Source organism: Stenotrophomonas sp. SMYL41, assembly GCF_036319965.1.
Lineage (GTDB): Bacteria > Pseudomonadota > Gammaproteobacteria > Xanthomonadales > Xanthomonadaceae > Stenotrophomonas > Stenotrophomonas maltophilia_R.
In genome coordinates, this window is record NZ_JAWIRX010000001.1 from 449,327 (window position 1) to 471,568 (window position 22,242).

The window sequence follows — 22,242 nt, forward strand, 5'->3', positions numbered from 1 at the left end:
CGTCACATTAATATCTCTTCAAAGGGTATCGGTAGCCGGCGACTTTCGACCTGACGATACGCCCGACCCATGGATCAGCCCCTATCGATGGAGGGCATCCATCGATCTTTAGGAATAGTCGTAAAATCGCAACGAATTCGATGTTCGACGCGACAGCAGCGCCAGAATGACGGCCACGCCCATGGGCGCTGACCACCTCCCGCGCATGAATGGATTTCCTGCACCGCGTCGGCTTCGCCTGGCGCTCCTGGATGACCACGAAGTCGTCCGTCGCGGCACCGCCCTCCACCTTTCAGGCGACCTCCGGTTCGACATCGTCGCCAGCCATGGCTGCAGCGCCGATCTGCTCAGCAGCCTGCAGGGCACGCACGTTGACGTGGCCATCATCGATCTCACGCTTGCCCGTGGCGACCTGGGCGGCATCGAGCTGGTTGCGCGGCTGTGCCGGGAGTTCCCGCGCACGCCGTTGCTGGCCTTCGCCACACCCTCGCCCACCACCAACCTCAACCGCCTGATCGATGCCGGGCTCAGCGGATTCGTCAGCAAGGCCGAGCCACTTCCTGCACTGTCCGATGCCATCGTGCGCGTTTCGCAGGGCCTGACCCGGGTTCCACCGGACGTCAGGCTGGCCGGCGATCGCGGTGAGCTCAGCCGCAACGAGCGCGAGGTGCTGGGCCTGCTGCTGGAAGGCCTGACCGTCTCCGAGATCGCCCTGCGCCGGCATCGCAGCATCAAGACCGTCAGCACACAGAAGGTCGCCGTGCTGCGCAAGCTGGGATTGCGCAGCGATGTGGAAATCTACGCACTGCGCGAGCGACTGGAGACCCCGTGAGGCACCACCCGCCGCTGCGCCGTCGCTTCCTGCCCACGGGGTTGCTGGTGCTCCTTCTCCTGCCCGCTGCGTCGGCCGAAGATATCCGGTCGCCACGCTGGCTACCGGGTAGCAGCGTGCGGGTCGCCACGGCGCCTTCCCTGCGGCCGCTGCCCGCAGCATTGGCCGATGCCTCATCACCGCCAACGCTGGCCCATGGCTACGCCAGCCTGGTGGCCCGGCATGCCCAACTCAGCTTCCTGGAACGGCCCTATCCGACCACCGCCGCGTCGATCCTCGCGGTGTGCCATCACGAGGCCGATCTGGTCATGGTCTTTGGCGGGGCGAGACACCAGTCGCTCCCCTGCCCCGACCTTGCCGCGTCCCGCCGCTTTCGCGGCGGCGCCACCCTGCTGGCCGGGCGCACGGGCGAATGGCTGCCACGGGAGATGCGCGAACTCGACGGACGGGTCGTCGCCGTGGTTGAAGGCGGGCCCTACGCCGGTTGGCTGCGCGCACATCATCCACAGATCCGGCTGCAGCAACTGCCCAACCGGTATGCGGCATTGAAGGCGGTCGAATCCGGCCTGGCGGACGCGGCGATTGGCCTGGAGCCCACACTGCGCCCCCTGGTTCGACGCCATTTCAATGGCAGCCTGCGCCTGCAGTCGTTCGACAGCAGCTTCTCCACGGACCTCTACCTGCTCGTCCGCCACGAAGACCGGCAGTTGCTGGAGCGCATCCAACAGGCATTGCGGGAGATCACGCTGGAGGAGCATGCGGGCCTGCTTCGACTCTGGGCTGGACAGACCTTGCCTGCGGCCGCGGGGAATGCACTGGACTGGATGCAGGCGTCGCCCCCGCGCGGGTGGCTGCTGCTGGCCCCGCTGCTGATCGCCCTGCCGCTGCTGTGGCGCGCAACCGGCCACCTGCGGGCACGCGGTGACCGAAGCGGCGCACATGCCATCGGGGTGATCAGTCACGAGATGCGCAACTCGGCGCAGGCCGTGCTGGCCTCGATCGAACTGCTTGGACAATCGACACTACCGAAGGGCGAGCGCGATCTGCTCGCCGCTGCCAGCACGGCCAGCCACGCCCTGCGCAGCCTGTTGAATCGTGCACTGGACTTTTCGCGGCTCGCCAGCGGCGCGTTCAAGCCGCATCCGCAACCCTGCGATGCAGCACAGCTGTGCCGGCAGGCACTGGAGGCGATCCGGCCAGAGGCCCGGCGGAAAGGCCTGCAGCTGCATTTCGATGCCCGGAACGCATACCCGTCCTTCATCCTGGTGGACGCCGATGCGCTACGCCAGATTGCCAGCAATCTACTGGCCAACGCGGTGAAGTTCAGCGATATCGGCGGCGTCGAGCTGCGCCTGCAGCTGATGCCGGCGGCGCGGCCGCGGGAACTGCTGCTGGAGGTGATCGACAGCGGCATCGGCATTGCACCGGCGCAGGTGGCCGCCCTGTTCCAACCTTTCCAGCAAGGCAGCAGCGGGCACCAACGTGGCGGCAGTGGCCTGGGGCTTTCGATCGCGCGCGAGCTGGCCCGCGCCATGGGGGGCGACCTCACCGTGCACAGCGTGCTGGGCCGCGGCAGCCGCTTCATCCTGCGCCTGCCGGTGTCTCCTGCAAGTGCCAGCGCGGATGCCGAAGACCTGTGCGCTGGCGCCACGCCACTGGCCGGCCTGCATCTGCTGCTGGTGGAGGACCACGAGCTCAATCGCCACGTCATCGCCGAACAGCTGCGGCGCTGGGGTGCCGAGGTGTGCGCCGTGGAAGATGCGGCCAGTGCCCTGGCCGAACAGCTGCGCCAGCCCCGTCCCGCCGCATTGATCGACATTGGACTGCGTGGCATCGATGGTCACGCGCTGGCGCGCGAACTGCGTGGGCGCGCGGGGCAGTCCATCCGCCTGATCGCGTTGTCTGCCCGCACCGGGCGGCGTCATCGCGCACGCTGCCGCCGCTCGGGCTTCGACGCGGTACTCGCCAAGCCGCTGCGCGCCGCCCAACTGCTGCCTGCGCTCGGCACTGCGCGGCCGGATGGCCTGGACACTTCCGTGCAGTCGATTGAAATGGACGCGGCCTACATCGCCGACATCCGCGATGAGCTCGGCAACCTGGAGCGGGTTGTCGATCGTGCAGACGCATCGGCACTAAGCCATCACGCACACCGATTGCAGGGCACGCTGCAGATGCTGGGCCAATGCGGGCACGCGGCCATCGCGGCGGAGCTGGCCGATCTGGCGCATGACGCCGCGCCGGACTGGGCCGATGCACGACGCCTGCTGGACGTGCTGCTGGCCGGACAGGGCTCCCGCGCAGCGGGAACCCGGTCAGAGCCCTGATCAGGCGGCGAGGCGTTCGACCTGGCGGCGGGTCAGGTCGTTGAAGCGACCCAGCGACATCAGGTGCTGGTGGATCAATGCCAGCCAGCCGCTGCGGTGCCATTCGATCACGGTTGCTTCCGGCAGGGCAACGAACTTCTCGACGTCCACGACCAGGAAGCCGTTGAGGTTGAACTCGCGGCCATCGGGGGTACGCACAGTCGCATTGCGCTCGACCAGAAGGCCGTTGTCGATCAGCGCCTTGGAGAAGGCCTGGGTCTGTTCGTGCTCGCGGGTGTACTGGCCGCAGAACTCCAGCGCCTGCTGCACCATTTCGGTAGCCTTGCCGTCAACGAACAGCGGCTGGCCTTCTTCGCCGCCCTTGACCACGCGCGGGCTTTCCTCGTCGATGCCCAGCAGGAAGTCATTCTCCGCGCCGGTGTCGATGAAGATGAAGGGGTGGCGGCGCAGGTAGGCCGGGATGTAGGCCTCGTCTTCCCACAGGCCGTCCTTGATGAACAGGTTCTGGTCGGACACGCCCACGGCGGCCATCGGCACCGCGGTCGGGCCAGCGAACAGGATCGGGAAGTGGTGCAGGGCCAGCGAGAATTCGCCCAGTACCAGCGGGATGGCGTTGTTGCCAGCGGCGAATTCGAGCTTGCCCGGCAGGATGCGCAGATCGGCATGCACATCGGCCTGCAGCGGCACCGGACGGGTATAGAACAGGGGGGCGCCGCTCGGCGCCGCTTCGGTGGTGGTGTCGCTGGTGGTGGTCATCTTGGGAACCGTTCGATCATGCGCGCCTGCCATCCCGGGCACGCCAGCGGGAACAACCTGAATCCCGCATTATCAACAAGCTCGATGACAACGGCCACCCCACCGGCGAACTATTTCAGCTGCAGGGGGTAGCGCTGCCAGAGCACGTGGACCAGGAACCCGGCCAGCTCGGTGTCGCGCGCACTCACCGCGGCGCGGATCTTGTCCAGCAGCACCATGTCACTGCAGGAGCGCACGTCGGCATGGTTGGCCTGCCCCGCCCTGCGTGCACGGTAGCGCGCGGCCCGCTGCGCATCGCTCATCGCGTACCCGAACTTGGGCGGACGACCGCGCTTGCGCGGCAAGGTCAGCTCCAGGGTTCCGGGGTCTTTGTCATCACGCATGGGCAGGGTGCGGGCGGCGGCGAGCAACGGGGGGTGCGCAATTTATCGTGAGGCATCACTTTAATCCAGCTTTTTCTGCAGTTTTGTTGCGATGCAGTGCAAAAAGCGGACCCCCTGAGAACGGCATCCACGCGTTGCGTGGATCTGCTGCAGAGCCCGCAACCCGATCACCCGGTAGATCCGCGCCATGCGTGGATACGGGAACCGGCCGACACGAAAAAAGGGAGCCCGCGAACGGGCTCCCTCACCTTCTTCATGCCGCTCGAACCGGCTCGTAGCCGTGCAGATGCGCCTCGCTGCTGGCCCGCCCCTGGCTGAGCGAGCGCAGCGAGGTGGTGTAACCCACCAGCTGCGCCAGCGGCGCAAAGCCGTTGACCTCCGCACGACCGTCCTGGTCGTCGATGCGGGCAATGCGACCATGGCGACGGTTGAGGTCGCCGACCACATCACCCACCGATGCCGACGGCGAATGTACCGTCACCGCCATCACCGGCTCCAGCAGCTGCGTACCGCCCTCTGCCAGCGCGGCCTTGATCGCCTCGGCACCGGCGCGATGGAACGCCATCTCCGAGGAGTCCTTGGCATGGGTCTGGCCATCGACAAGACTGACCTCGATGCCCACCACCGGATGTCCCTGCGGGCCTTCCGACAGCGCGGCACGCACGCCCTTTTCCACCGCTGCAATGAAGCTGCGCGGCACCACGCCACCGACGATGCGGTCGTTGAACACCACCTGGCCATCCTCGCGCGGCGACACATCCAGCACCACATGCGCGAACTGGCCCTGGCCGCCGGTCTGCTTGACCAGCCGCCCGACCACGCCAGTCATCGCACGCATTGGCGTCTCCTGGTAGGCCACGCGCGGCGAACCCACGCCCACGTCGACCTTCCATTCGCTGCGCAGGCGTTCGACCATCACCTCCAGGTGCAGCTCGCCCATGCCCCAGACCAGGGTTTCCGCCGTGTCGCGATCGGTTTCGACGCGGAACGACGGGTCTTCCTGGGCCAGGCTGGCCAGGCCCTGCGCCATCCGGATCAGGTCGGCCGCACGTGCAGGCTCCAACCGCCAGGCCAGCACCGGCGCCTGTGCCTGGATGTTCTCCAGGCGCAGCGGCTGCGCACGGCTGCTCAGCGTTTCACCGCTGACCGCGTCCTTCCAGCCCAGCACCGCCACGATGTCACCGGCCACGGCCTGTTCGATGTCGTGGGTCTGGTCGGCCTGCACCCGCACCAGGCGGCTGACACGCCGCCCCTGCGGATGCTGCGAACTGGCCACGGCGTCGCCCACCTTCAAGGTGCCCGAGTACAGCCGCACGAAGCTCAGCGCGCCGTGCTGCTGATGGGTGATCTTGAACAGCAGGCCGGCCAGCGGACCGTCTGGATCCGGCGGCAACACCACGTCGCCATCTTCGCTTTCGGCGGTCACGGCAGGGCGATCCAGCGGCGAAGGCAGGTAATCGACCACCGCATCCAGCAGCGCCTCGATGCCCTTGTCCTTGAACGCGGCACCGGCCAGCACCGGCAAGCCCGCACCGGCCAGCGTCGCCCGGCGGATCGCCGCGCGCAGCAGTTCGGCATCGATCACGCGGCCTTCCAGCCAGGCATCGGCCAGCAGTTCGTCGTGGTCGGCCACGGCCTCCACCAGTGCGTCGCGGTGCGACTGCCACAGGGTGCGCGCCGCATCGTCCCACGGCGTGATCGTCGCCACGGCGGCGTCCTGCCACCGCAGCACGCGCTCATCGACCAGGTCGACCCATCCGTTGAAGCCGCTTTCGCTGCCCAGTGGCACACCGAGCGCCCACGGCCGCGCCTGCAGCTTGTCCTGCAGCTGCTCCAGCACGCGCTGGAACGAGGCACCAACGCGGTCCATCTTGTTGACGAACGCGATCAGCGGCACGCGGTGGCGCCGCGCCTGGCGCCACACGGTTTCCGACTGCGGCTGCACGCCATCCACCGCCGAGAATACGGCCACGGCACCGTCGAGCACGCGCAGCGAACGCTCGACTTCGATGGCGAAGTCGATGTGGCCCGGGGTGTCGATCAGGGTCAGCCGATGCGGCGGCAGGTCGCGCGGCGCCCACTGCGCCTGTACCGCGGCGGCGCCGATGGTGATGCCGCGCTCGCGCTCGATCGCCGAGAAATCGGTGGTCGCATTGCCATCGTGCACTTCGCCCACGCGATGGATCTCACCGCTTTTCCACAGCAGGCGTTCGGTCAGCGTGGTCTTGCCGGCGTCGATGTGGGCAATGATGCCAAGGTTGCGACGGCGGGAGAGGACTTGGGTGTTCATGAGAGAGGTTCCTGCAAAGCCAACTTCGGGGGCCGCACACCCCGGTTGGCGACAGGGTGCGCGGCTAGCGTTCGGTCTCGGCGATCTGGTGCATGGCACGTTCTCCTTGCGGTACATCGGCTTACGGGGAATGGAACTGCGGAAACGAAAAGAGCGCCCCGGAGGGCGCTCTGTAGAAGGTCCAGCGATGGCCGTCTCAACGGCCTCGTGGGGCTCCAGGCAGACACGCCCGTTCCGCGCTTGCGCGGGTCAGGGTGAAAAACTTCAGGAGCGGCATCCGGTTCATGGGGCGCATTCTAGACCTGCCAATCTGGCGCGCAAGTGAATATTGCGCACATAAATAGAACGATGAGGCCGACGGGCCACGGGGTCGGATCCCTTTGCCACGGGCAAAGGGCTCCGACCCCAGCTCAGCTCACTTGCACTCATGCAGCTTGCGGGCCTCAGCCACGGTCGCAGCCCGGTCGTCCCCCATCGAGGTCCATTCCTTCAACGACATCGCCGGATCCACCTGCGGCAGCCTCGGCCCCTCATGGACAACCACCTCGGTCCAGCTTCCCACCGGCGCCAGCTCGGACAGGCGTGCCGCCTGGTCGTCTTCGGTGCTGAACCTGTCGTCCGGGCTCGCCGGGGGCGTCGTGTTCACGGTCTCGGTCTTTCGGGAACGCACACGTATCGCGCCGCCCGGCATGCGTTGGGTGGTCACCTCGAAGCGCTCTACACCATAGGCCCACGGGCTTTCCCCCGCGCTACGGAGCTCGCTGCCATCGGCCGCCACAGCCAGTGATTCGCCCGATGCGGCGCCGACGGCAGTGATGGCCGCCAGGCTGGCCAACATGGCCTGGTAAGCGAACATCTGGCGCTGCTCTGCGGTCAACGCCACCGTTCTGCCCTCGGGAAATTTCAGATACACCGCACCCTCGCACAGTGTCAGCACCTGCTGGCCATCCCAGCTGAACTGCATCTCGCCACTGGCGTAATAGCGGGTGTTCATCAACGACACTGCGGCGCCATCGCCGGCGGAGCGGCGCGTCTCGATGAGGGATGCCCGCTCGGTGGCGTCACCCAGCGAAATGGACGTTGCTGGTGTAGCAGCTACACCACCGGCAACCGCGGTCATTGCGGCAACGAAGGCGCCGCGCAGGAAGAAACGCATCATCACATCAGTCCATTGAAGAGAACGAACCGCGCATGATACGTCGCCAGGCGGAGTACCTTAATGCTCAGGTCACCACCACCAGCGGCACCCCACGGCGCGGATGCTCCAGCACCACCACATCCTGCTGGTAGACCCGCTGCAGGTTGTCTTCGGTCAGCACCTGCAGCGGCGTGCCATCAGCCGCCACCCTGCCCTGCTCCAGCAGCACGATGCGGTCGGCATAGCCAGCGGCCAGGTTCAGGTCGTGCAGCACCACGATCACGCATGCGCCGGCCTCGGCACAGCCGCGCACACTGCGCAGGGTGCGTTCCTGGTGGCGCAGGTCCAGCGCTGCAGTCGGCTCATCCAGCAGCAGCAACGGCGTGTCCTGGGCCAGCACGCGCGCGAACGTGGTCCGGGCGGACTCGCCGCCGGACAGCTGCTGCACCTCACGCAGGCGCAGCGCCTGCAGTTCGGCGGCATCGATCGCTGCTTCCACCTGCGCGTCATCCACTGCCGGGTCCGGCGGGTGTGGCAGCCGCCCCATCGCCACCACTTCCTCCACGCTGAAGGCAAAGCGCACGCCGTGCTCCTGCGGCATCACCGCGCGCTCGCGTGCCAGTGGCCCGGCCTTGTAGGTGGCCAGCGGCCTGCCCAACAGACTGACTTCGCCCACGTCGGCGCGCAGGTCACCGGCTGCCACAGCCAGCAACGTGGACTTGCCCGCGCCATTCGGGCCCACCAGCGCGGTGACCGTACCCGGTTCGAACGCCAGCGAGATGCCATGCAGGATCTCGCGCTGCTGGCGGCGCACCACCACCTCGTGCAGTTTCAACAGCACGCTCATGGCGCAGCCTTGCGGCGCTGCTGCAGCACCAGCCAGAGGAAGAACGGTGCGCCCAGCGCTGCCGAGAACAGGCCCAGCGGAATCTCTGCCGGCGGATCCAGCGTGCGAGCCGCGGTGTCGGCCACCACGATCAACAACGCACCGAGCAGCCCGGAAAGCGGCAGCAGCCAGCGATGGCCCGGGCCCACCAGCAGCCGCGCCACGTGCGGCACCACCAGGCCAACGAAACTGATCGAACCGGCAAAGGCCACGGCCGCGCCCACCAGCAGCGCACTGAACGCCACCAGGCGGCGACGCGTGCGGGGAACATCCAGCCCCAGATGCTGGGCCTGGCGTTCGCCCAGCGCCAGCATGTCCAGCGGCGTAGCCAATCGCTGCAGCGCGAATACGCCAATCGCAAACAACGGCACCACCGCTGCCACGTCGGCCCAGTTGGCGCGCGCCAGCGAACCCATCTGCCAGAACACCAGCGATTGCAGCTCGCTTTCGCTGGCGATGTAGGTCAGGAAGCCGATCAACGCCGAGCAGAACGCCGCCATCGCGATGCCGACCAGCAGCAGCGTAGCGTTGCCCGTACCCTTGCCGGGCCGGGCCAGCGCATAGGTCAGGCCGATCGCCAGTGCACCACCACCGAAGGCTGCAACCGGCACCAGCCAGCCGGCCGCACCGGCAGCGCCAAGCACGATGGCGGCGACCGCGCCCAGTGCGGCGCCCTGGCTGACACCGACGATGCCAGGATCGGCCAGCGGGTTGCCGAACAATCCCTGCAGGCTGGCACCGGCCATCGCCAGCGAGGCGCCGACCATCGCGCCCAGCAGGGCGCGCGGGATGCGCAGCTGCCAGACCACGGCCAGGTCACGACTGCTGACCGCCTGAGGATCGAGCAGACCCAGCTTCACCGCCAGCGCCTGCATCACCTCCAGCGGCGGCAACCGCAACGGACCCACGGCGAACGAGGCCAGCACTGCCCCCAGCAGTGCCAGCAGCGCCACCAGCAACATCGTCCGCCCGCGACGGCGGCGCCGATCCGCCGGACTCATGCCTTCGGCAACGCCGCCAGGGCCTTGGCCAGCGCCAGCGCACCGGCACCGGAGCCGACGCTGGTGTACTTCAGCTGCACATCCGGCATCACCCAGACCCGATTGGCCTGCCCGGCAGGGGTCTGCTTCAGCGTCGGGTAGGACTTCCACAGGCCTTCAGCACCACCGAACAGCTGCAGGTCATGCTCGGTCACCAGGATCACCTCCGGCGCTGCCGCGACCACACCTTCATTGCTCAGCTGCGAGTAGTTCTTCACTCCCGCCTCGGTACCGATGTTGACCCCGCCGGCCAGGGCGATCAGCTGCGCCGACGCACTGTCCGCACCGGCCACGGTCGGGGAGCCACCGGCGCCGGTGGCCGAAACGTGGATCACTCGTGGCGCATGGCCCAGGCCCTTGCCAATCGCTGCAGCCTCGTCGAGCTGACGCTGCACCTGCGTGGCAAGCGCCTGCCCTGCCTCGGCCAGCCCTAGTGCGGCGGCGACCTTGCGCACCTTGTCCGGCGCCGGCTGCAGGTCATCGATGACCACCGCCGGTTCGCCCACCTCACGCAGCTTCTTTGCAAGCTCCGTGTGCCGGCGCAGGCTGTTGCCGAGGAACAGCGAGCCCTGCAGGCTCAGCACGCCCTCCACGCCAGTGGTGCGATTGAACAGGAACTGATGCGGCGCGGCCAGGCCGGCCCGGGTGGTGGTGTTGGTTGGCGCGGCGAACACCTGCTTGTCCAGCCCCAGCGCTTCGATCACCGCGATCACGTCGTCACCGCCGGCGATGATGCGGCTGGTATCGGCCACCTCGACGTCGGCCCCATCATCGGAATGCACCGTGGCCGGCAGCACGGCCTTCTGGTCGCGCACGGCCGGCATGTCGGTGCCAGCCACGCGCTGCCAGCCAGCCGGCAACGCAACGTCGCCAGCCGCGGCCGCAGCGGCAGGCTCAGCCGGCTTGCCGGTGTCCGAGGGCGCCGACGGACCGCCACAGGCGGCCAATGCCAGCGAAACAGCCAGCGGAAGTGCGCACAGGCGCAGACGGGACGCGATGTTCATGCTCGTTCTCCTTGCTGGCAGGGCGACGCGCACGCCGCCCTGCCGTGTGGCTTACTGCTTCGGGGTGATGCGGGTGATGCGGTCGCCCTTCGGGTCTTCGGCGCCACGCGACTTGTTCACCGCGAACACGTTGCCCTTGCCATCGGCACGGACATGGTTCGGCAGCGTGCCGCCATCGAGGTTGGCGACCACCTTGCCGTCGCCGTTGACCACGGTGACGGTGCCGGCGCCGCGATTGCTCACATAGGCCAGGCCGGAAGCATCATCGAAGGCAACGTTGAGCGCACCGGCGCCGACCGGCACGTCATGCAGCACCTTGCCGGCGGCCACATCGACGATCAGCAGGTTGTCGGTGCCCTGCGAGGCCACGTACAGGCGGTTGCGCGCCGCATCGAAGGCCACGCCCGAGGCGCTGATCGAATTACCCAGGTCGATGACCTTCTCGACCTTGCCGCTGGCCACGTCGATCACCGCCGCTTCCGGGGTGCCAATGCTGACGGTGAACAGCTTGCCGCCCTTCTCGTCCAGCACCAGGCTCATCGGCGTGAACTTGCCGTCATCCACGCCCGATTCCAGCGTCACCGCCGGCAGTTCCTTGAAGGTCTTGGCATCGAACACCGACAGGTGGTCCTCACCCGTGGCCGAGGCGAACACCTTGCCGTGGGTGCCATCGACCACCACGTCGCGCGCGTGCGGAACGGCGTCGACCGGGAACTGGTGGACCAGCGACAGGTCCTTCTGGCGATAGACCGCGATGGAGTTCTGGCGGGTATTGGTAACCCAGACGTTGCCGTTGGTGTCATCCACACCGACGCCGTAGACCGCGTACACCGCGCCATTGGTGCTGCCCGGCACCGGCGCCGGGGTGATCGCCTTGGTCACCTTCAGCGACTTCGGGTCCAGCTTCAGCAGCTGCGACTGGGTCACCGGCGGGCGACCCACCGCCGAGGTCACGAACACCGCATTGCTGGCGGCGCTGTAGGCGGACTGGTACAGGCCCGGCACCAGCTTGCTGGACTGGGTGGAGAACTGCGCCTGGCCGGACAGCGGCAGCTGCGGCGAGACGCGCAGCTTCAGCACGGTGGCTGCGGCCGGCTGGCTGGCGCGCACCACCACCGGATGGGTGCCCGGCACGGCATCAGCCGGAATGCTCAGCTGGGTCTTGAAGTTGCCATCGGCATCGACCACCAGCGGCTGCGTGTTGAGCACGCTGTCGCCACGCAGCAGGCTCACCTTCTGGCCCGGTACGAAACCGCGTCCAACGACGTCCGCGGTGCTGCCGGGGACGACATTCTCACCGCGTGAGACCACCTGGCCCTTGAAGGTGGCGTTGGCCGGCTGATCGAACACCGGCTGCGCGGTGGCGGTCACCGCCAGCAACAGGCCGGCAGCGAGGGAAGTGAGACGGAAAGACGGACGGAACGACATGGAAGGCTCCTTGCACACGTAGGCCGCGCCACGTAGCGCGGGATTCATCGGTTGCCTGGGCCGCTGCACATCGGCAGCCTCGCCTGGGTAGTGGGGTCGCACGACGAGGCGTGCGAAGGGATTCACTCGGTGGCGTTGTCACCGCCACTGGGGCCGCCGTCGCCAGCGCTGCGATCGGTCACGCCGTAAAGCTCATGCAGTGCTGCATGGAACGAGGCCGGCAGCATCGGGCCGTGGCCGAGGCCGGGGAACTCGCGGTACTGCACGCTCAGTCCCGGCACCTTGCCCAGCCGTCCGGACAACTGCATTGCCGCGTCCGGGGTAGCGCCACCGATGCGGCGGAGGTGCGCGACCACGCGCGGGTTGTTCATGTCACGCTTGCCGCGATCACCGACACGCTCGGCGCCACCCAGCATCAGCCACAGCTTCGCCGGCTGGCCGTGCACGTTCTGCACGAACTGCTGCTCCGGATCGCCCAGCGCCGCGCCCTGGCTCCACCACAGCGACGGACTGGCCGCCAGGTAGGACTGGAAGGCGGCGGGACGGGTGTACAGCGCATTGAGCACGAACAGCCCGCCCAGCGAGTGGCCCCACAGCGCTTGCTGCTGCGTATCGATGCGTGCGCGACGCTCGACTTCGGGCTTGATGCGGCGTTCGATCACATCAAGGAACGCGGCAGCACCACCGCCGACCGCCTGGGTCGTACCGCTCTCATCGTCGGCACGGTCGATCCACGCGGTGTAGTCGCGGGTGCGCGCCTTGGAATCGATGCGCAGGTCGTTGTCATAGCCGATCAGCACCAGCACCGGCGGCGCCTTGCGCGCGGCCAGTTCGGCCAGCAGTGGCTGGTCCAGCACCATCGCCACGGCATTGCCGTCCAGCGCGTACAGCACCGGGGATGGCGCACTGGCGGCCTTGGCAGGAATCGCCAGGTTCACTCGCCAACGCCGCTGCTGGTCCGGGCTGTTCACCACGAACTGTTCAAAGCGATAGCTGGCCGCCGGCTCGTCGAGCACGGTGTGGCCGATCTTCTGCAGCGGATTGCGCTGCTGCGCATGGGCGTACGGAGTGGCCAGGAGCAGACCCATCATCAAGGCGACCAGGCCGCGGGCCAGCGGACCACGGCGCGAATGCAGGACGAAATGCTTCATCAGCGGCGGCAGATGCGGCCCAGGGCCGCCCGTTCACAAGGGACCGCAGTCTACCTTAAACGCGAATGATTATCACATCGATCACACGTCACGCTGTGTATCACGCGCGCGACGACCGGGTTGCACTGGACGCAGTGTTTCCCCTATTTTGCCGGCCACCGGGGCATTGGATCGCCCTGCTCACAGCGCAGCCATGGAAGGTGGGCAACCTGCCGCCGACCAGGCCGCGTTCATCCGCGCCACGAACACATGGGATTGAATCCCATGATTGTGAGACTCTCTTGAAGCACACCACCCTGATGGCCCTCTCCCTCGGCTTGCTTGCGCCGCTGGCCGCGCACGCCGCGCAGGATCTGCCGGCGCTCTACCAGGCCTATGAAGAGGCAGGCAATTCGTCACTGGGCATGGAAGAACTCAACCAGACGGTGACGTTCAGCGCCGTCGCGCTGGGCGTCTCCAGCAACCTGGCGGGCGAGCTCCTGGTCGAGGCCGGCGATGACCAGGGCAATGTCCTGGCCCGGCTGACCACCGACGACGAACAGCAGGCGGCCAAGCTGGGCGCACTGGAAGAAGGTGCGGCCTTCACCGCCAGTTGCACGCTGCAGTTCAGTTCCGGCACGGACTACCTGTCCTTCGGCGATTGCAGCATCCAGTAATGACGAAGCCGGCGAAACGCCGGCTTCTTCACTTTATCCCTGTAGCATCGAGCCAAGCTCGACTCAGGCCATGTCAGGGGCCCGCGGGCACCGGACCATACACATTCTCCTGCGGCGTGCCCGGCAGCAGCGCGAACACGAAGATCACCAGGCCGCCGAACGGAATGAAGGCCAGCAGGTACAGCCAGCCCGACTGGTTGCAGTCATGCAGGCGGCGCACGGTGACGGCGATGATCGGCAGCAGGGTAGCCAGCCAGAACACGACAAACAGGATGATCGACGCGATGCCGAGGCCGTCGGACTGCATCACCAACCCGGCGATCAGCGGCACCATCAGTACGGCTGAGACGATCAACAGGAACAGCTGGAACATCCAGTATTCGCGACGGTTGGCACGACCTTCGAACTGGGCGTAACGCTTCAACGGCAGAATCATTTCCTGCACGGCATCGATCCTTGAAAGAGAAGCCGCGCAGTGTGCCAAATGAACGCACGCAGGACAATGTAGAGCTGAGCCATGCTCGGCTGCTGGGTCAACGGCCTTTTGCAGCCCTGGCCGCTTCGCGCTCGGCACGCAGCCGGTCCAGCTTTTCCTTCAGCTTGATTTCCAGCCCGCGCGGCACCGGGTTGTAGTACACGCGCTCGCCCATCGCATCCGGGAAGCCGGTCTGGTCCAGCGCAATGCCACCTTCGGCATCATGGTCGTACTGGTACTCGGCGCCGTAGCCCAGCTCCTTCATCAGCTTGGTCGGCGCATTGCGCAGGTGCAACGGCACCTCTTCGGTGCCGCTTTCGCGCACATCGGCCTTGGCCTGGTTGAAGGCCGCATAGCCGGCGTTCGACTTGGCGGTGCTGGCCAGGTATAGCACCAGCTGAGCAAAGGCCAGCTCGCCTTCCGGACTGCCCAGCCGCTCGTAGATGTCCCAGGCCTCCAGCGCCATGCTCTGCGCGCGCGGATCGGCCAGGCCGATATCCTCGATGGCCATGCGGGTCAGCCGACGCGCCAGGTAGGACGGGTCGCAACCGCCATCGAGCATGCGGGTCAGCCAGTACAGCGCGGCATCCGGGTTGGAACTGCGTACCGACTTGTGCAGCGCGGAGATCTGTTCGTAGAACTGCTCGCCGCCCTTGTCGAAGCGGCGGGTGCGGTCGGCCAACACCTGGGTCAGCGTCTGCGGGGTGATGCGACCGCCCTCCCCGCCCGCCAGTTCGGCGGCGATTTCCAGCAGGGTCAGCGCACGGCGCACGTCGCCATCGGCAGCGGTGGCGATTTCCAGCAGCAGTTCGGGAGCGACCTCGATGCCCTCCTCGCCCAGGCCGCGTTCGCGGTCACCCAGCGCACGCTCCAGCGCCTCGACGATATCGGTGGGCGAAACGCCTTCCAGCACATGCACACGGCAGCGCGACAACAGCGCTGAGTTCAGTTCGAAGGACGGGTTCTCGGTGGTGGCGCCGACGAACAGGATGGTGCCGCGCTCGATGTGCGGCAGGAATGCATCCTGTTGCGCCTTGTTGAAACGATGCACCTCGTCCACGAACAGCACCGTGCGCCGGCCCTCGGCGAAGCGCTGTGCCGCTTCGGCCAGCACCTGGCGCACTTCCGGCAGGCCGGACAGCACCGCGGAAATGGCACGGAATTCGGCGTCGGAGTACTCGGCCAGCAACAGCGCCAGCGTGGTCTTGCCGCAGCCTGGCGGCCCCCACAGGATCATCGAATGCACGCGACCGGATTCGACCGCACGACGCAGCGCGCTGTCCGGCGCCAGCAGGCGCTTCTGCCCCACCATTTCGTCGAGGGTTCGCGGGCGCATGCGCTCGGCCAGCGGGCGCAGGTGTTCCCGATCAACACTCAGCAGATCGGGGCCGGGGAAGGAAGTGGAGCGATGTCTTGGCACGTGCTTATTGTACCGCGAGAGCGTGTCAACCAAGGTTGACACCCACCACGGCGGTGCCGGTTGACACCTGCCAGAGCAGGCAGCGCCGGGCCATGCCCGGCGTCCCCGATCAATTACCGATGACGTCGGTGCCCTTCGGCGGGGTGAAGCTGAAGGTGCCGGCAGCGAAGCCCGGGTTGTGCTTCCAGCCACTGAAGCTGATCACGGTGCGCTGGCCGACCGCGTCGGTGATTTCCATCTTGGCCAGGCCCTGGGCGTTGAAGCCCAGCGCGGCGTACTGGAAGCTGGCCTCGGTCTCGCGCTTCGGCGACAGCGACAGCCACTGCAGGCCATCGCGCTGCGCGGCTTCTTCACTGACGTCGTACTGCTGCTCCAGCAGCGCCGGGTTGATCAGCGCGGTCAGCGGGCTGTTCTGCTCTTCCTTGCCCTGCTCGCGCACGGTGGCCTGCTCCAGGTCCGGCTCGTACATCCAGACCTTCTTGCCGTCGGCCACGATCAGCTGTTCGTGCGGACGCACGTATTCCCAGCGGAACAGGCGCGGCGCCGACAGGGCCACGCGGCCACTGGTCGATTCCTTCACCTTGCCGCGGCTGTCGAACACCTGCTGGCTGAACTGGCCATCCAGGCCCTTCAGGCCGCTGGTGAAGGCCTTCAGGTCATCGCGGGCGCCAGCCCAGGCACTGCCGGCGGCGGCGCAGGCCACGGCCAGGGTGGTGGTGGCAAGGAAACGGCGGAAGCGGAAGTTCATGCGGAAATCCTGTGGGCGCGGGCGCCAGGAAAAGTGGTTGCCAGTGTGCCCGGATAAAGATGAATGGGCGATCAGGGCGACATTATGCCGCCCTGAACGTCCATCGGCGATTCAGCCGCCGGAGCCCGGCAGCTTGCCGTACAGCACCTGGCCACGGAAGCCGCGCCGCACTTCGCGATACAGCGCGCGGAACGCCGGATAGTCCTGCGGCTGGCACAACGCCTCCGGGCCACGTACCGCGTTCTGCCGCAGGCGGTGATGCACGATCACGTCCTGGCCCTCGCGGCTCCAGTCCACCCGGTACTCACCGGCGGCGTTGCTGAAACGCTGGCTGGCCGGGATGGCGATGATCGGCGCATTGGTCGGGAACTGCAGGCGATAGGTTTCCTCGCGCAGGCTGGCATTGCAGTAGAACGGCGTCTCGTTGGCTGGCGCCGAGGCGGTGGCGTACAGCCCGCGCACCGACTCGCCACCCGGCGGATCCGGCACGGCCATGCCGCCGGCCACGCTGAAGTCGGCGTAGTCCTCGGCCTGGAAGGCCATGCGGTAGCCGAACGGCCGGGTCAGGTCGACCGGCACGCCCTGGATCTGCAGCTGCCCTCGCCCGTCGAAGCCGGACGCGGCCATGATCTGCTCCTCGGCGCGCGCACGGTTCTGCGCGTTGAGCTGGGAGAACTGGGCTCGCATGCCGATCTCGGCGTTCTCGCCCAGCTTCGGAATGGTCTCGCCGCGCAGGTTGCCGTTGGCGTCGAAGGTGAAACGCACGTCCATCGAGGTGGCGTTACGCTCCGGCGTGTTGGCCGGGGTGCGCGCCAGCGTGGCGTCGCGGGTGCGCATCACCGGCGCGCCGAGGTCGCCTTCCGGCAGCTGGCCGAAGCGCGCCCACGCCGTAGTCGAATCCAGGTACAGATCGAATTCGGGGATATAGGTGATGGCGTGGTTGAAGCGACCCAGCACCGGAATCTTCGGCAGCGTCGGGCCACCGCCGGCACCGATCAGCACCGGCGAGCTGGCGATGCCCTTGGCCGCCAGCAGCGCCTCCAGGATCGTCACATGGTCCTTGCAGTCACCGTAGTGGTTGTCGAGGATGCTTTGCGCGCTGTTCGGCTCCAAGCCGCCATTGCCCAGGTACACCGCCACATAGCGGATGTTCTGCGCCACCCAGCGATACAGCGCATCGGCCTGTTCGCGGCGGTCACTGATGCCAGTGGTGATCTCATCGGCCAGCGCCTGCAGTTCCGGGGTGACCTGCGCCGCCGGCCCCGCCTTGAGCTGGTAGGCGCGGCCCATCTGCGACCAGTCACGATAGGTGCTGGCCATGATGTTCGGGCCAAACTCCCACCCTGCCGCCGACCAGTTCTGTGCCGGCATGGCCTCGCGACGCTGGTAGCGCCAGCGCCACTGTGCCTGGCCGTTCTTCACCGTCGGGCGATCGCTGCCCTGCACGCCGCGACTGTCGACGAACATCGGCAGATTGGCCGGCGCACTCAGGGTGACCTCGGCGTCCTCGTACTCGGTGAACACATTGAAGGTTTCCCACAGGCCGAAGTAGCCCGGGAAGTACGGCGTGGCCTGGGTGCGGCGTACCTGGTAGTACAGGCGCGTGCCGGGTGCCAGGTTCGGGAACACGATCACCCGCACCTTTCGGTCGGCATACATCGCCGCCGAGGCGCTGGAATAGCTTTCCTGGGTGTAGATGCGGTCGGCCGGCACGTCGCGGCGCTGGCCGTCGGCGGTGATGGTGTAGGCGCCGAGCACTTCCAGCGTCTCCATCTTCTCGCTGTAGCTCAGCCGCACCTGGCTGAACTGCTCGACGGACGCCTTGGTCTTGAGCAGGACTTCGTAGGTTTCGGTCTGCACATTGCCCGCATCCGGCCGCACCTGGTAGTCGGCGCGGTAGCGGACAATGCTGAAATTATTGCTGGCTTCGGTATCGCCGCTGGTGGAAGGCGGCGCCGTGGCGGGCGCGGAGGTGGCGGTGTCTGCCAGTGCCGGGCCGGCAGCCATCAAGGCTGCCAGCGCCAGTGCCAGCGCGCTTGGTACGGGGTGAAGCATGCGTCGGTTCCTTGGACGTCGTGGGGGATACGTCGGGTCTTACTTCGGCGGTGGCGGTGCCAGCACCGTGCGGTCGCCGTTGTGCTCGGGCGGGCTGACCACGCCGGCCGCTTCCATGGCCTCGATCAGTCGCGCTGCACGGTTGTAGCCGATCTTCAGCCGGCGCTGCACGCCGGAAATCGAAGCGCGACGGGTCTCGGTGACCACCCGCAGCGCTTCGTCATACAACGGGTCGGACTCGTCGCCGGACGAGCTGTTCTCGGGCAGGCCGGTGGCGCCGACGACTACGCCATCGCCCATCGTCTGCACTTCGTCCAGCACGCCGTCGACATAGTCGGCCGGGCCCATCGCCTTGAGATGTTCGACCACGCGGTGCACTTCCTCGTCGGAGACGAAGGCGCCGTGCACGCGCTCGGGCATGGCGGTACCCGGCGGCAGGTACAGCATGTCGCCGTGGCCCAGCAGGGTTTCCGCGCCGGACTGGTCGAGGATGGTGCGCGAGTCGATCTTGGAGCTGACCTGGAAGGCGATGCGGGTCGGGATGTTGGCCTTGATCAGGCCGGTGATCACGTCCACCGACGGGCGCTGCGTGGCCAGGATCAGGTGGATGCCGGCCGCACGCGCCTTCTGTGCCAGGCGCGCGATCAGCTCTTCCACCTTCTTGCCGACGATCATCATCATGTCGGCGAATTCGTCGATGAAGATGACGATGAACGGCAGCGTCTCCAGCGGCCGCGGCGCCTCGCCCAGCTCCGGGTTCGGCTTGAACAGCGGATCCATCAGCGGCTGGCCGGCGTCCTGGGCTTCCTTCACCTTCTTGTTGAAGCCCGCCAGGTTGCGCACGCCCACCGCGCTCATCAGCTTGTAACGGCGCTCCATCTCGGCCACGCACCAGCGCAGGCCGTTGGCGGCCTCCTTCATGTCGGTGACCACCGGCGCGAGCAGATGCGGAATGCCCTGGTAGACACTCAGTTCGAGCATCTTCGGGTCGATCATCAGCATCCGCAGGTCTTTCGGCGAGGCCTTGAACAGCAGGCTCAGCACCATCGCATTGACCGCCACCGACTTGCCCGAACCGGTGGTACCGGCCACCAGCAGGTGCGGCATGCGCGCCAGGTCGGCCACGGTCGAGCGCCCGGCGATGTCCTTGCCCAGCGCCAGGGTCAGCACGCTGGCCGACTTGTCGTACTCCTTCGAACGCAGCAGCTCGGACAGGTAGATCATCTCGCGGGTGACGTTCGGGATTTCCAGGCCGATCACCGACTTGCCCGGAATCACGTCGACCACGCGCACCGACTTCACCGACAGGCCGCGCGCGATGTCCTTGTCCAGCGAACTGATCTGGCTGACCTTGATGCCCGGCGCCGGCTCGATCTCGAAGCGGGTGATCACCGGGCCCGGGTTGGCAGCGACCACCTGGGCGTCGATGCGGAAGTCCTTCAGCTTGAACTCGATCTGCCGCGACAGCGCGTCCAGGGTTTCCTTGTCGTAGCCCACCGGCTGCGGCTTGGGGTCGTCCAGCAGGGCCAGCGGCGGCAGGTCCGAGCCGTCGCCGTTGACGCCACGGAACATCGGGATCTGCGTATCGCGCTTGGCCCGGTCACTCTTCTCGATCACCGGCTCCGGGCGTGGCTCGATCTTCACCGGCTCGCGCTTGGCGCGCACCTCGGCATCGGCCTTGCGCACTTCCTGGCGCTCCTCCCGCATCACCCGGGTCTGCTGCCACTCGGTGACTTCCTCCTTCTTGCGCGCCAGCAACGGCGCCAGCGACATCACGCCGCGGCCGATCTTCTCCATCACCGTGAACCAGGACAGCCCGGTGGCCAGGGTGATCGAGGCCAGCAGCAGCACCAGCACGAACAGGTTCGCACCCAGCGCCCCAAAGCCCACCGTGAGTGAATTGCCGACCAGCTTGCCGAGGATGCCGCCAGCGCTGGAGACGTCGCCACTGAACAGGCGAACATGCAGGAAGCCGGTGCCGGCGATCAGGAAACCGACCAGGCCGACCAGGCGCAGCGCCGGGTCAAGGTCGTTCTCGCCCTTGCTCTCGCGCTTGAGGCCGAACATGGCGATCCACGCCAGCGCGCCCAGCACCACCGGCAGCAGGAAGGCGATGTAGCCGAACAGCTGCAGCAGCACGTCGGCGATCCAGGCCCCTGCACGGCCGCCGAGGTTGTGCACCGGTGCGACCACGCTGCCGGTGTGCGACCAACCCGGATCCGTCGCTGAATAAGTGAAAAGACTGGCCGCCAGATACAGCAGGGCCGGCGCGATCGCGATCAGGCCCAGATCGCGCCAGAGGCGCTGGCGGCGTGGATTGTCGGTCGTCGCCGCCGCCGCGGCCGTGCGACGTGACGCCTTGCTGTCGTCGGACTTGGAGCGTTCGGGGACCTGCTTCGCCACCTTAGACCATACCTTTGGAATGCGCTGTTAGTGATTGATAATAAATGAGACGGCGTCAGTTTTCAGTTATGCGACGTCCGGCAGGGCAATCCGAGGGCCGGAACCACCGCTGGATGACGGCGTTCTGTTCATCGGCTTGAATCGCCCTGCCCCAGCCGCCACTCTATGACCAGCCACGGATGCTGCGCAAACATCGCCAGCGCCTTGTCCCATCTACCTTTTCGCGAGTCTACATGAGCACCAGCCTGCCCTCCCGCCACCAGCGCCTCGTCATCCTCGGTTCCGGCCCGGCCGGTTGGACCGCCGCCGTCTACGCCGCCCGCGCCAACCTGAAGCCGGTTGTCATCACCGGCCTGCAGCAGGGCGGCCAGCTGATGACCACCACCGAGGTGGACAACTGGCCGGGCGACGCCCATGGCCTGATGGGCCCGGACCTGATGGCGCGCATGCAGGCCCACGCCGAGCGTTTCGAGACCGAGGTCATCTTCGACCACATTCACACCGCCGACGTCTCCCAGCGCCCGTTCAAGCTGATCGGCGACAGCCACGAGTACACCTGCGATGCCCTGATCATCGCTACCGGCGCCACCGCCAAGTACCTGGGCATCCCGACCGAGGACGAGTTCAAGGGCCGCGGCGTGTCCGCCTGCGCCACCTGTGACGGCTTCTTCTACCGTGACCAGGACGTGGTTGTGGTCGGCGGCGGTAATACCGCCGTGGAAGAGGCGCTGTACCTGTCCAACATCGCCCGCAAGGTCTATCTGGTCCACCGCCGCGACACCCTGAAGGCGGAAAAGATCATGCAGGACAAGCTGTTCAAGAAGGTGGCCGAAGGCAAGATCGAGACCGTCTGGCACCATCAGGTGGAGGAAGTGCTGGGCAACGACGCCGGCGTGACCGGCGTGCGCGTGAAGTCCACCCTGGACGGCAGCACCCGCGACATCGACGCCCACGGCTTCTTCGTGGCCATCGGCCACCACCCGAACACCACCCTGTTCGACGGCCAGCTGGCGATGAACAACGGCTACCTGGAGATCCGCTCGGGCCTGGGCGGCAACGCCACCCAGACCTCGGTGGAAGGCGTGTTCGCCGCCGGCGACGTGGCCGACCAGCACTACCGCCAGGCGATCACCTCGGCCGGCTTCGGCTGCATGGCCGCACTGGACGCCGAGCGCTACCTGGACGCGCAGGGCAAGGCCAGCTGAGTCGAGCCATGCTCGACCCAGACCAAAGGCCGGCGCGAAAGCGCCGGC

At 67.2% G+C, this 22,242-nt stretch carries 18 protein-coding genes; 4 read left to right on the forward strand and 14 right to left on the reverse strand.

Annotated elements, in window-relative coordinates; translation table 11 throughout:
* The first annotated feature begins 205 nt into the window (after positions 1–205).
* A complete protein-coding gene (locus V3B30_RS02095) occupies positions 206–832 on the forward strand; it encodes a response regulator transcription factor (RefSeq protein ID WP_100475193.1) in 627 nt (208 codons plus the stop codon).
* A complete protein-coding gene (locus V3B30_RS02100) occupies positions 829–3,156 on the forward strand; it encodes an ATP-binding protein (protein ID WP_262082643.1) in 2,328 nt (775 codons plus the stop codon). Before V3B30_RS02095 ends, V3B30_RS02100 begins: the two co-directional genes overlap by 4 nt.
* Here the strand turns inward: V3B30_RS02100 and V3B30_RS02105 are convergent, their stop codons facing one another.
* The 9 genes from V3B30_RS02105 to V3B30_RS02145 form a co-directional block, all read right to left on the reverse strand.
* The gene (locus V3B30_RS02105; RefSeq protein WP_100472246.1) at positions 3,157–3,912 is read right to left on the reverse strand and encodes a SapC family protein; all 756 of its coding nucleotides are present in this window, start codon (positions 3,910–3,912) and stop codon (positions 3,157–3,159) included. It lies immediately after the preceding gene.
* A gap of 110 nt (positions 3,913–4,022) precedes the next feature.
* Entirely contained in the window at positions 4,023–4,295 is a 273-nt protein-coding gene (locus V3B30_RS02110) for a hypothetical protein (protein ID WP_005409616.1), read from the reverse strand.
* A gap of 253 nt (positions 4,296–4,548) precedes the next feature.
* Entirely contained in the window at positions 4,549–6,585 is a 2,037-nt protein-coding gene (gene fusA / locus V3B30_RS02115) for an elongation factor G (protein WP_262082644.1), read from the reverse strand.
* 415 nt (positions 6,586–7,000) lie between these two features.
* Positions 7,001–7,705, reverse strand: a complete 705-nt coding sequence (locus V3B30_RS02120; RefSeq protein ID WP_262082681.1) for a hypothetical protein — start codon at positions 7,703–7,705, stop codon at positions 7,001–7,003.
* 103 nt (positions 7,706–7,808) lie between these two features.
* Positions 7,809–8,570, reverse strand: a complete 762-nt coding sequence (locus tag V3B30_RS02125) for a heme ABC transporter ATP-binding protein (protein ID WP_262082645.1) — start codon at positions 8,568–8,570, stop codon at positions 7,809–7,811.
* Positions 8,567–9,610 (reverse strand): iron ABC transporter permease, encoded by a 1,044-nt coding sequence (locus V3B30_RS02130; RefSeq protein WP_100472240.1) that lies wholly within the window; start codon positions 9,608–9,610, stop codon positions 8,567–8,569. Before V3B30_RS02130 ends, V3B30_RS02125 begins: the two co-directional genes overlap by 4 nt.
* The gene (locus V3B30_RS02135) at positions 9,607–10,653 is read right to left on the reverse strand and encodes an ABC transporter substrate-binding protein (RefSeq protein ID WP_100472239.1); all 1,047 of its coding nucleotides are present in this window, start codon (positions 10,651–10,653) and stop codon (positions 9,607–9,609) included. Before V3B30_RS02135 ends, V3B30_RS02130 begins: the two co-directional genes overlap by 4 nt.
* A 51-nt stretch (positions 10,654–10,704) precedes the next feature.
* On the reverse strand, positions 10,705–12,081 hold the full coding sequence (locus V3B30_RS02140; protein ID WP_100472238.1) for a YncE family protein: 1,377 nt from the start codon (positions 12,079–12,081) through the stop codon (positions 10,705–10,707).
* A 122-nt stretch (positions 12,082–12,203) separates the two neighbouring features.
* Positions 12,204–13,232 (reverse strand): alpha/beta hydrolase-fold protein, encoded by a 1,029-nt coding sequence (locus tag V3B30_RS02145; protein WP_262082647.1) that lies wholly within the window; start codon positions 13,230–13,232, stop codon positions 12,204–12,206.
* A 281-nt stretch (positions 13,233–13,513) separates the two neighbouring features.
* Between V3B30_RS02145 and V3B30_RS02150 the strand changes: the two genes are divergently transcribed.
* The gene (locus tag V3B30_RS02150; RefSeq protein ID WP_262082648.1) at positions 13,514–13,888 is read left to right on the forward strand and encodes a hypothetical protein; all 375 of its coding nucleotides are present in this window, start codon (positions 13,514–13,516) and stop codon (positions 13,886–13,888) included.
* Positions 13,889–13,961: 73 nt separating this feature from the next.
* Here V3B30_RS02150 and V3B30_RS02155 read toward each other — a convergent pair whose 3' ends face one another.
* From V3B30_RS02155 to V3B30_RS02175, 5 genes are all read right to left on the reverse strand, one after another.
* Entirely contained in the window at positions 13,962–14,333 is a 372-nt protein-coding gene (locus V3B30_RS02155; protein ID WP_262082649.1) for a DUF805 domain-containing protein, read from the reverse strand.
* Positions 14,334–14,421: 88 nt separating this feature from the next.
* Positions 14,422–15,699: a replication-associated recombination protein A gene (locus tag V3B30_RS02160; RefSeq protein ID WP_262082650.1), complete on the reverse strand. Its 1,278-nt coding sequence runs from the start codon at positions 15,697–15,699 to the stop codon at positions 14,422–14,424.
* A gap of 193 nt (positions 15,700–15,892) precedes the next feature.
* Positions 15,893–16,531: an outer membrane lipoprotein chaperone LolA gene (lolA, locus tag V3B30_RS02165; RefSeq protein WP_262082651.1), complete on the reverse strand. Its 639-nt coding sequence runs from the start codon at positions 16,529–16,531 to the stop codon at positions 15,893–15,895.
* A gap of 111 nt (positions 16,532–16,642) precedes the next feature.
* Entirely contained in the window at positions 16,643–18,586 is a 1,944-nt protein-coding gene (locus V3B30_RS02170) for a DUF3857 domain-containing protein (protein WP_262082652.1), read from the reverse strand.
* A gap of 39 nt (positions 18,587–18,625) precedes the next feature.
* Complete coding sequence (locus V3B30_RS02175) at positions 18,626–20,989, reverse strand: DNA translocase FtsK (RefSeq protein WP_100472231.1); 2,364 nt, start codon at positions 20,987–20,989, stop codon at positions 18,626–18,628.
* A gap of 233 nt (positions 20,990–21,222) precedes the next feature.
* Between V3B30_RS02175 and trxB the strand changes: the two genes are divergently transcribed.
* Positions 21,223–22,194, forward strand: coding sequence for a thioredoxin-disulfide reductase (trxB, locus tag V3B30_RS02180; RefSeq protein WP_014037154.1), 972 nt, complete (start codon positions 21,223–21,225; stop codon positions 22,192–22,194).
* The last annotated feature ends 48 nt before the right edge of the window (positions 22,195–22,242 follow it).

What these genes read in the sequence shown, in the direction of transcription:
- V3B30_RS02145 (WP_262082647.1), bottom strand. Translation starts at nt 13,232, where the DNA reads ATGAAGCATTTCGTCCTGCATTCGCGCCGTGGTCCGCTGGCCCGCGGC.
- V3B30_RS02160 (WP_262082650.1), bottom strand. Translation starts at nt 15,699, where the DNA reads ATGCGCCCGCGAACCCTCGACGAAATGGTGGGGCAGAAGCGCCTGCTG.
- V3B30_RS02095 (WP_100475193.1), top strand. Translation starts at nt 206, where the DNA reads ATGAATGGATTTCCTGCACCGCGTCGGCTTCGCCTGGCGCTCCTGGAT.
- V3B30_RS02130 (WP_100472240.1), bottom strand. Translation starts at nt 9,610, where the DNA reads ATGAGTCCGGCGGATCGGCGCCGCCGTCGCGGGCGGACGATGTTGCTG.
- trxB (WP_014037154.1), top strand. Translation starts at nt 21,223, where the DNA reads ATGAGCACCAGCCTGCCCTCCCGCCACCAGCGCCTCGTCATCCTCGGT.
- V3B30_RS02120 (WP_262082681.1), bottom strand. Translation starts at nt 7,705, where the DNA reads ATGACCGCGGTTGCCGGTGGTGTAGCTGCTACACCAGCAACGTCCATT.
- V3B30_RS02125 (WP_262082645.1), bottom strand. Translation starts at nt 8,570, where the DNA reads ATGAGCGTGCTGTTGAAACTGCACGAGGTGGTGGTGCGCCGCCAGCAG.
- V3B30_RS02135 (WP_100472239.1), bottom strand. Translation starts at nt 10,653, where the DNA reads ATGAACATCGCGTCCCGTCTGCGCCTGTGCGCACTTCCGCTGGCTGTT.
- V3B30_RS02170 (WP_262082652.1), bottom strand. Translation starts at nt 18,586, where the DNA reads ATGCTTCACCCCGTACCAAGCGCGCTGGCACTGGCGCTGGCAGCCTTG.
- V3B30_RS02105 (WP_100472246.1), bottom strand. Translation starts at nt 3,912, where the DNA reads ATGACCACCACCAGCGACACCACCACCGAAGCGGCGCCGAGCGGCGCC.
- lolA (WP_262082651.1), bottom strand. Translation starts at nt 16,531, where the DNA reads ATGAACTTCCGCTTCCGCCGTTTCCTTGCCACCACCACCCTGGCCGTG.
- V3B30_RS02140 (WP_100472238.1), bottom strand. Translation starts at nt 12,081, where the DNA reads ATGTCGTTCCGTCCGTCTTTCCGTCTCACTTCCCTCGCTGCCGGCCTG.
- fusA (WP_262082644.1), bottom strand. Translation starts at nt 6,585, where the DNA reads ATGAACACCCAAGTCCTCTCCCGCCGTCGCAACCTTGGCATCATTGCC.
- V3B30_RS02110 (WP_005409616.1), bottom strand. Translation starts at nt 4,295, where the DNA reads ATGCGTGATGACAAAGACCCCGGAACCCTGGAGCTGACCTTGCCGCGC.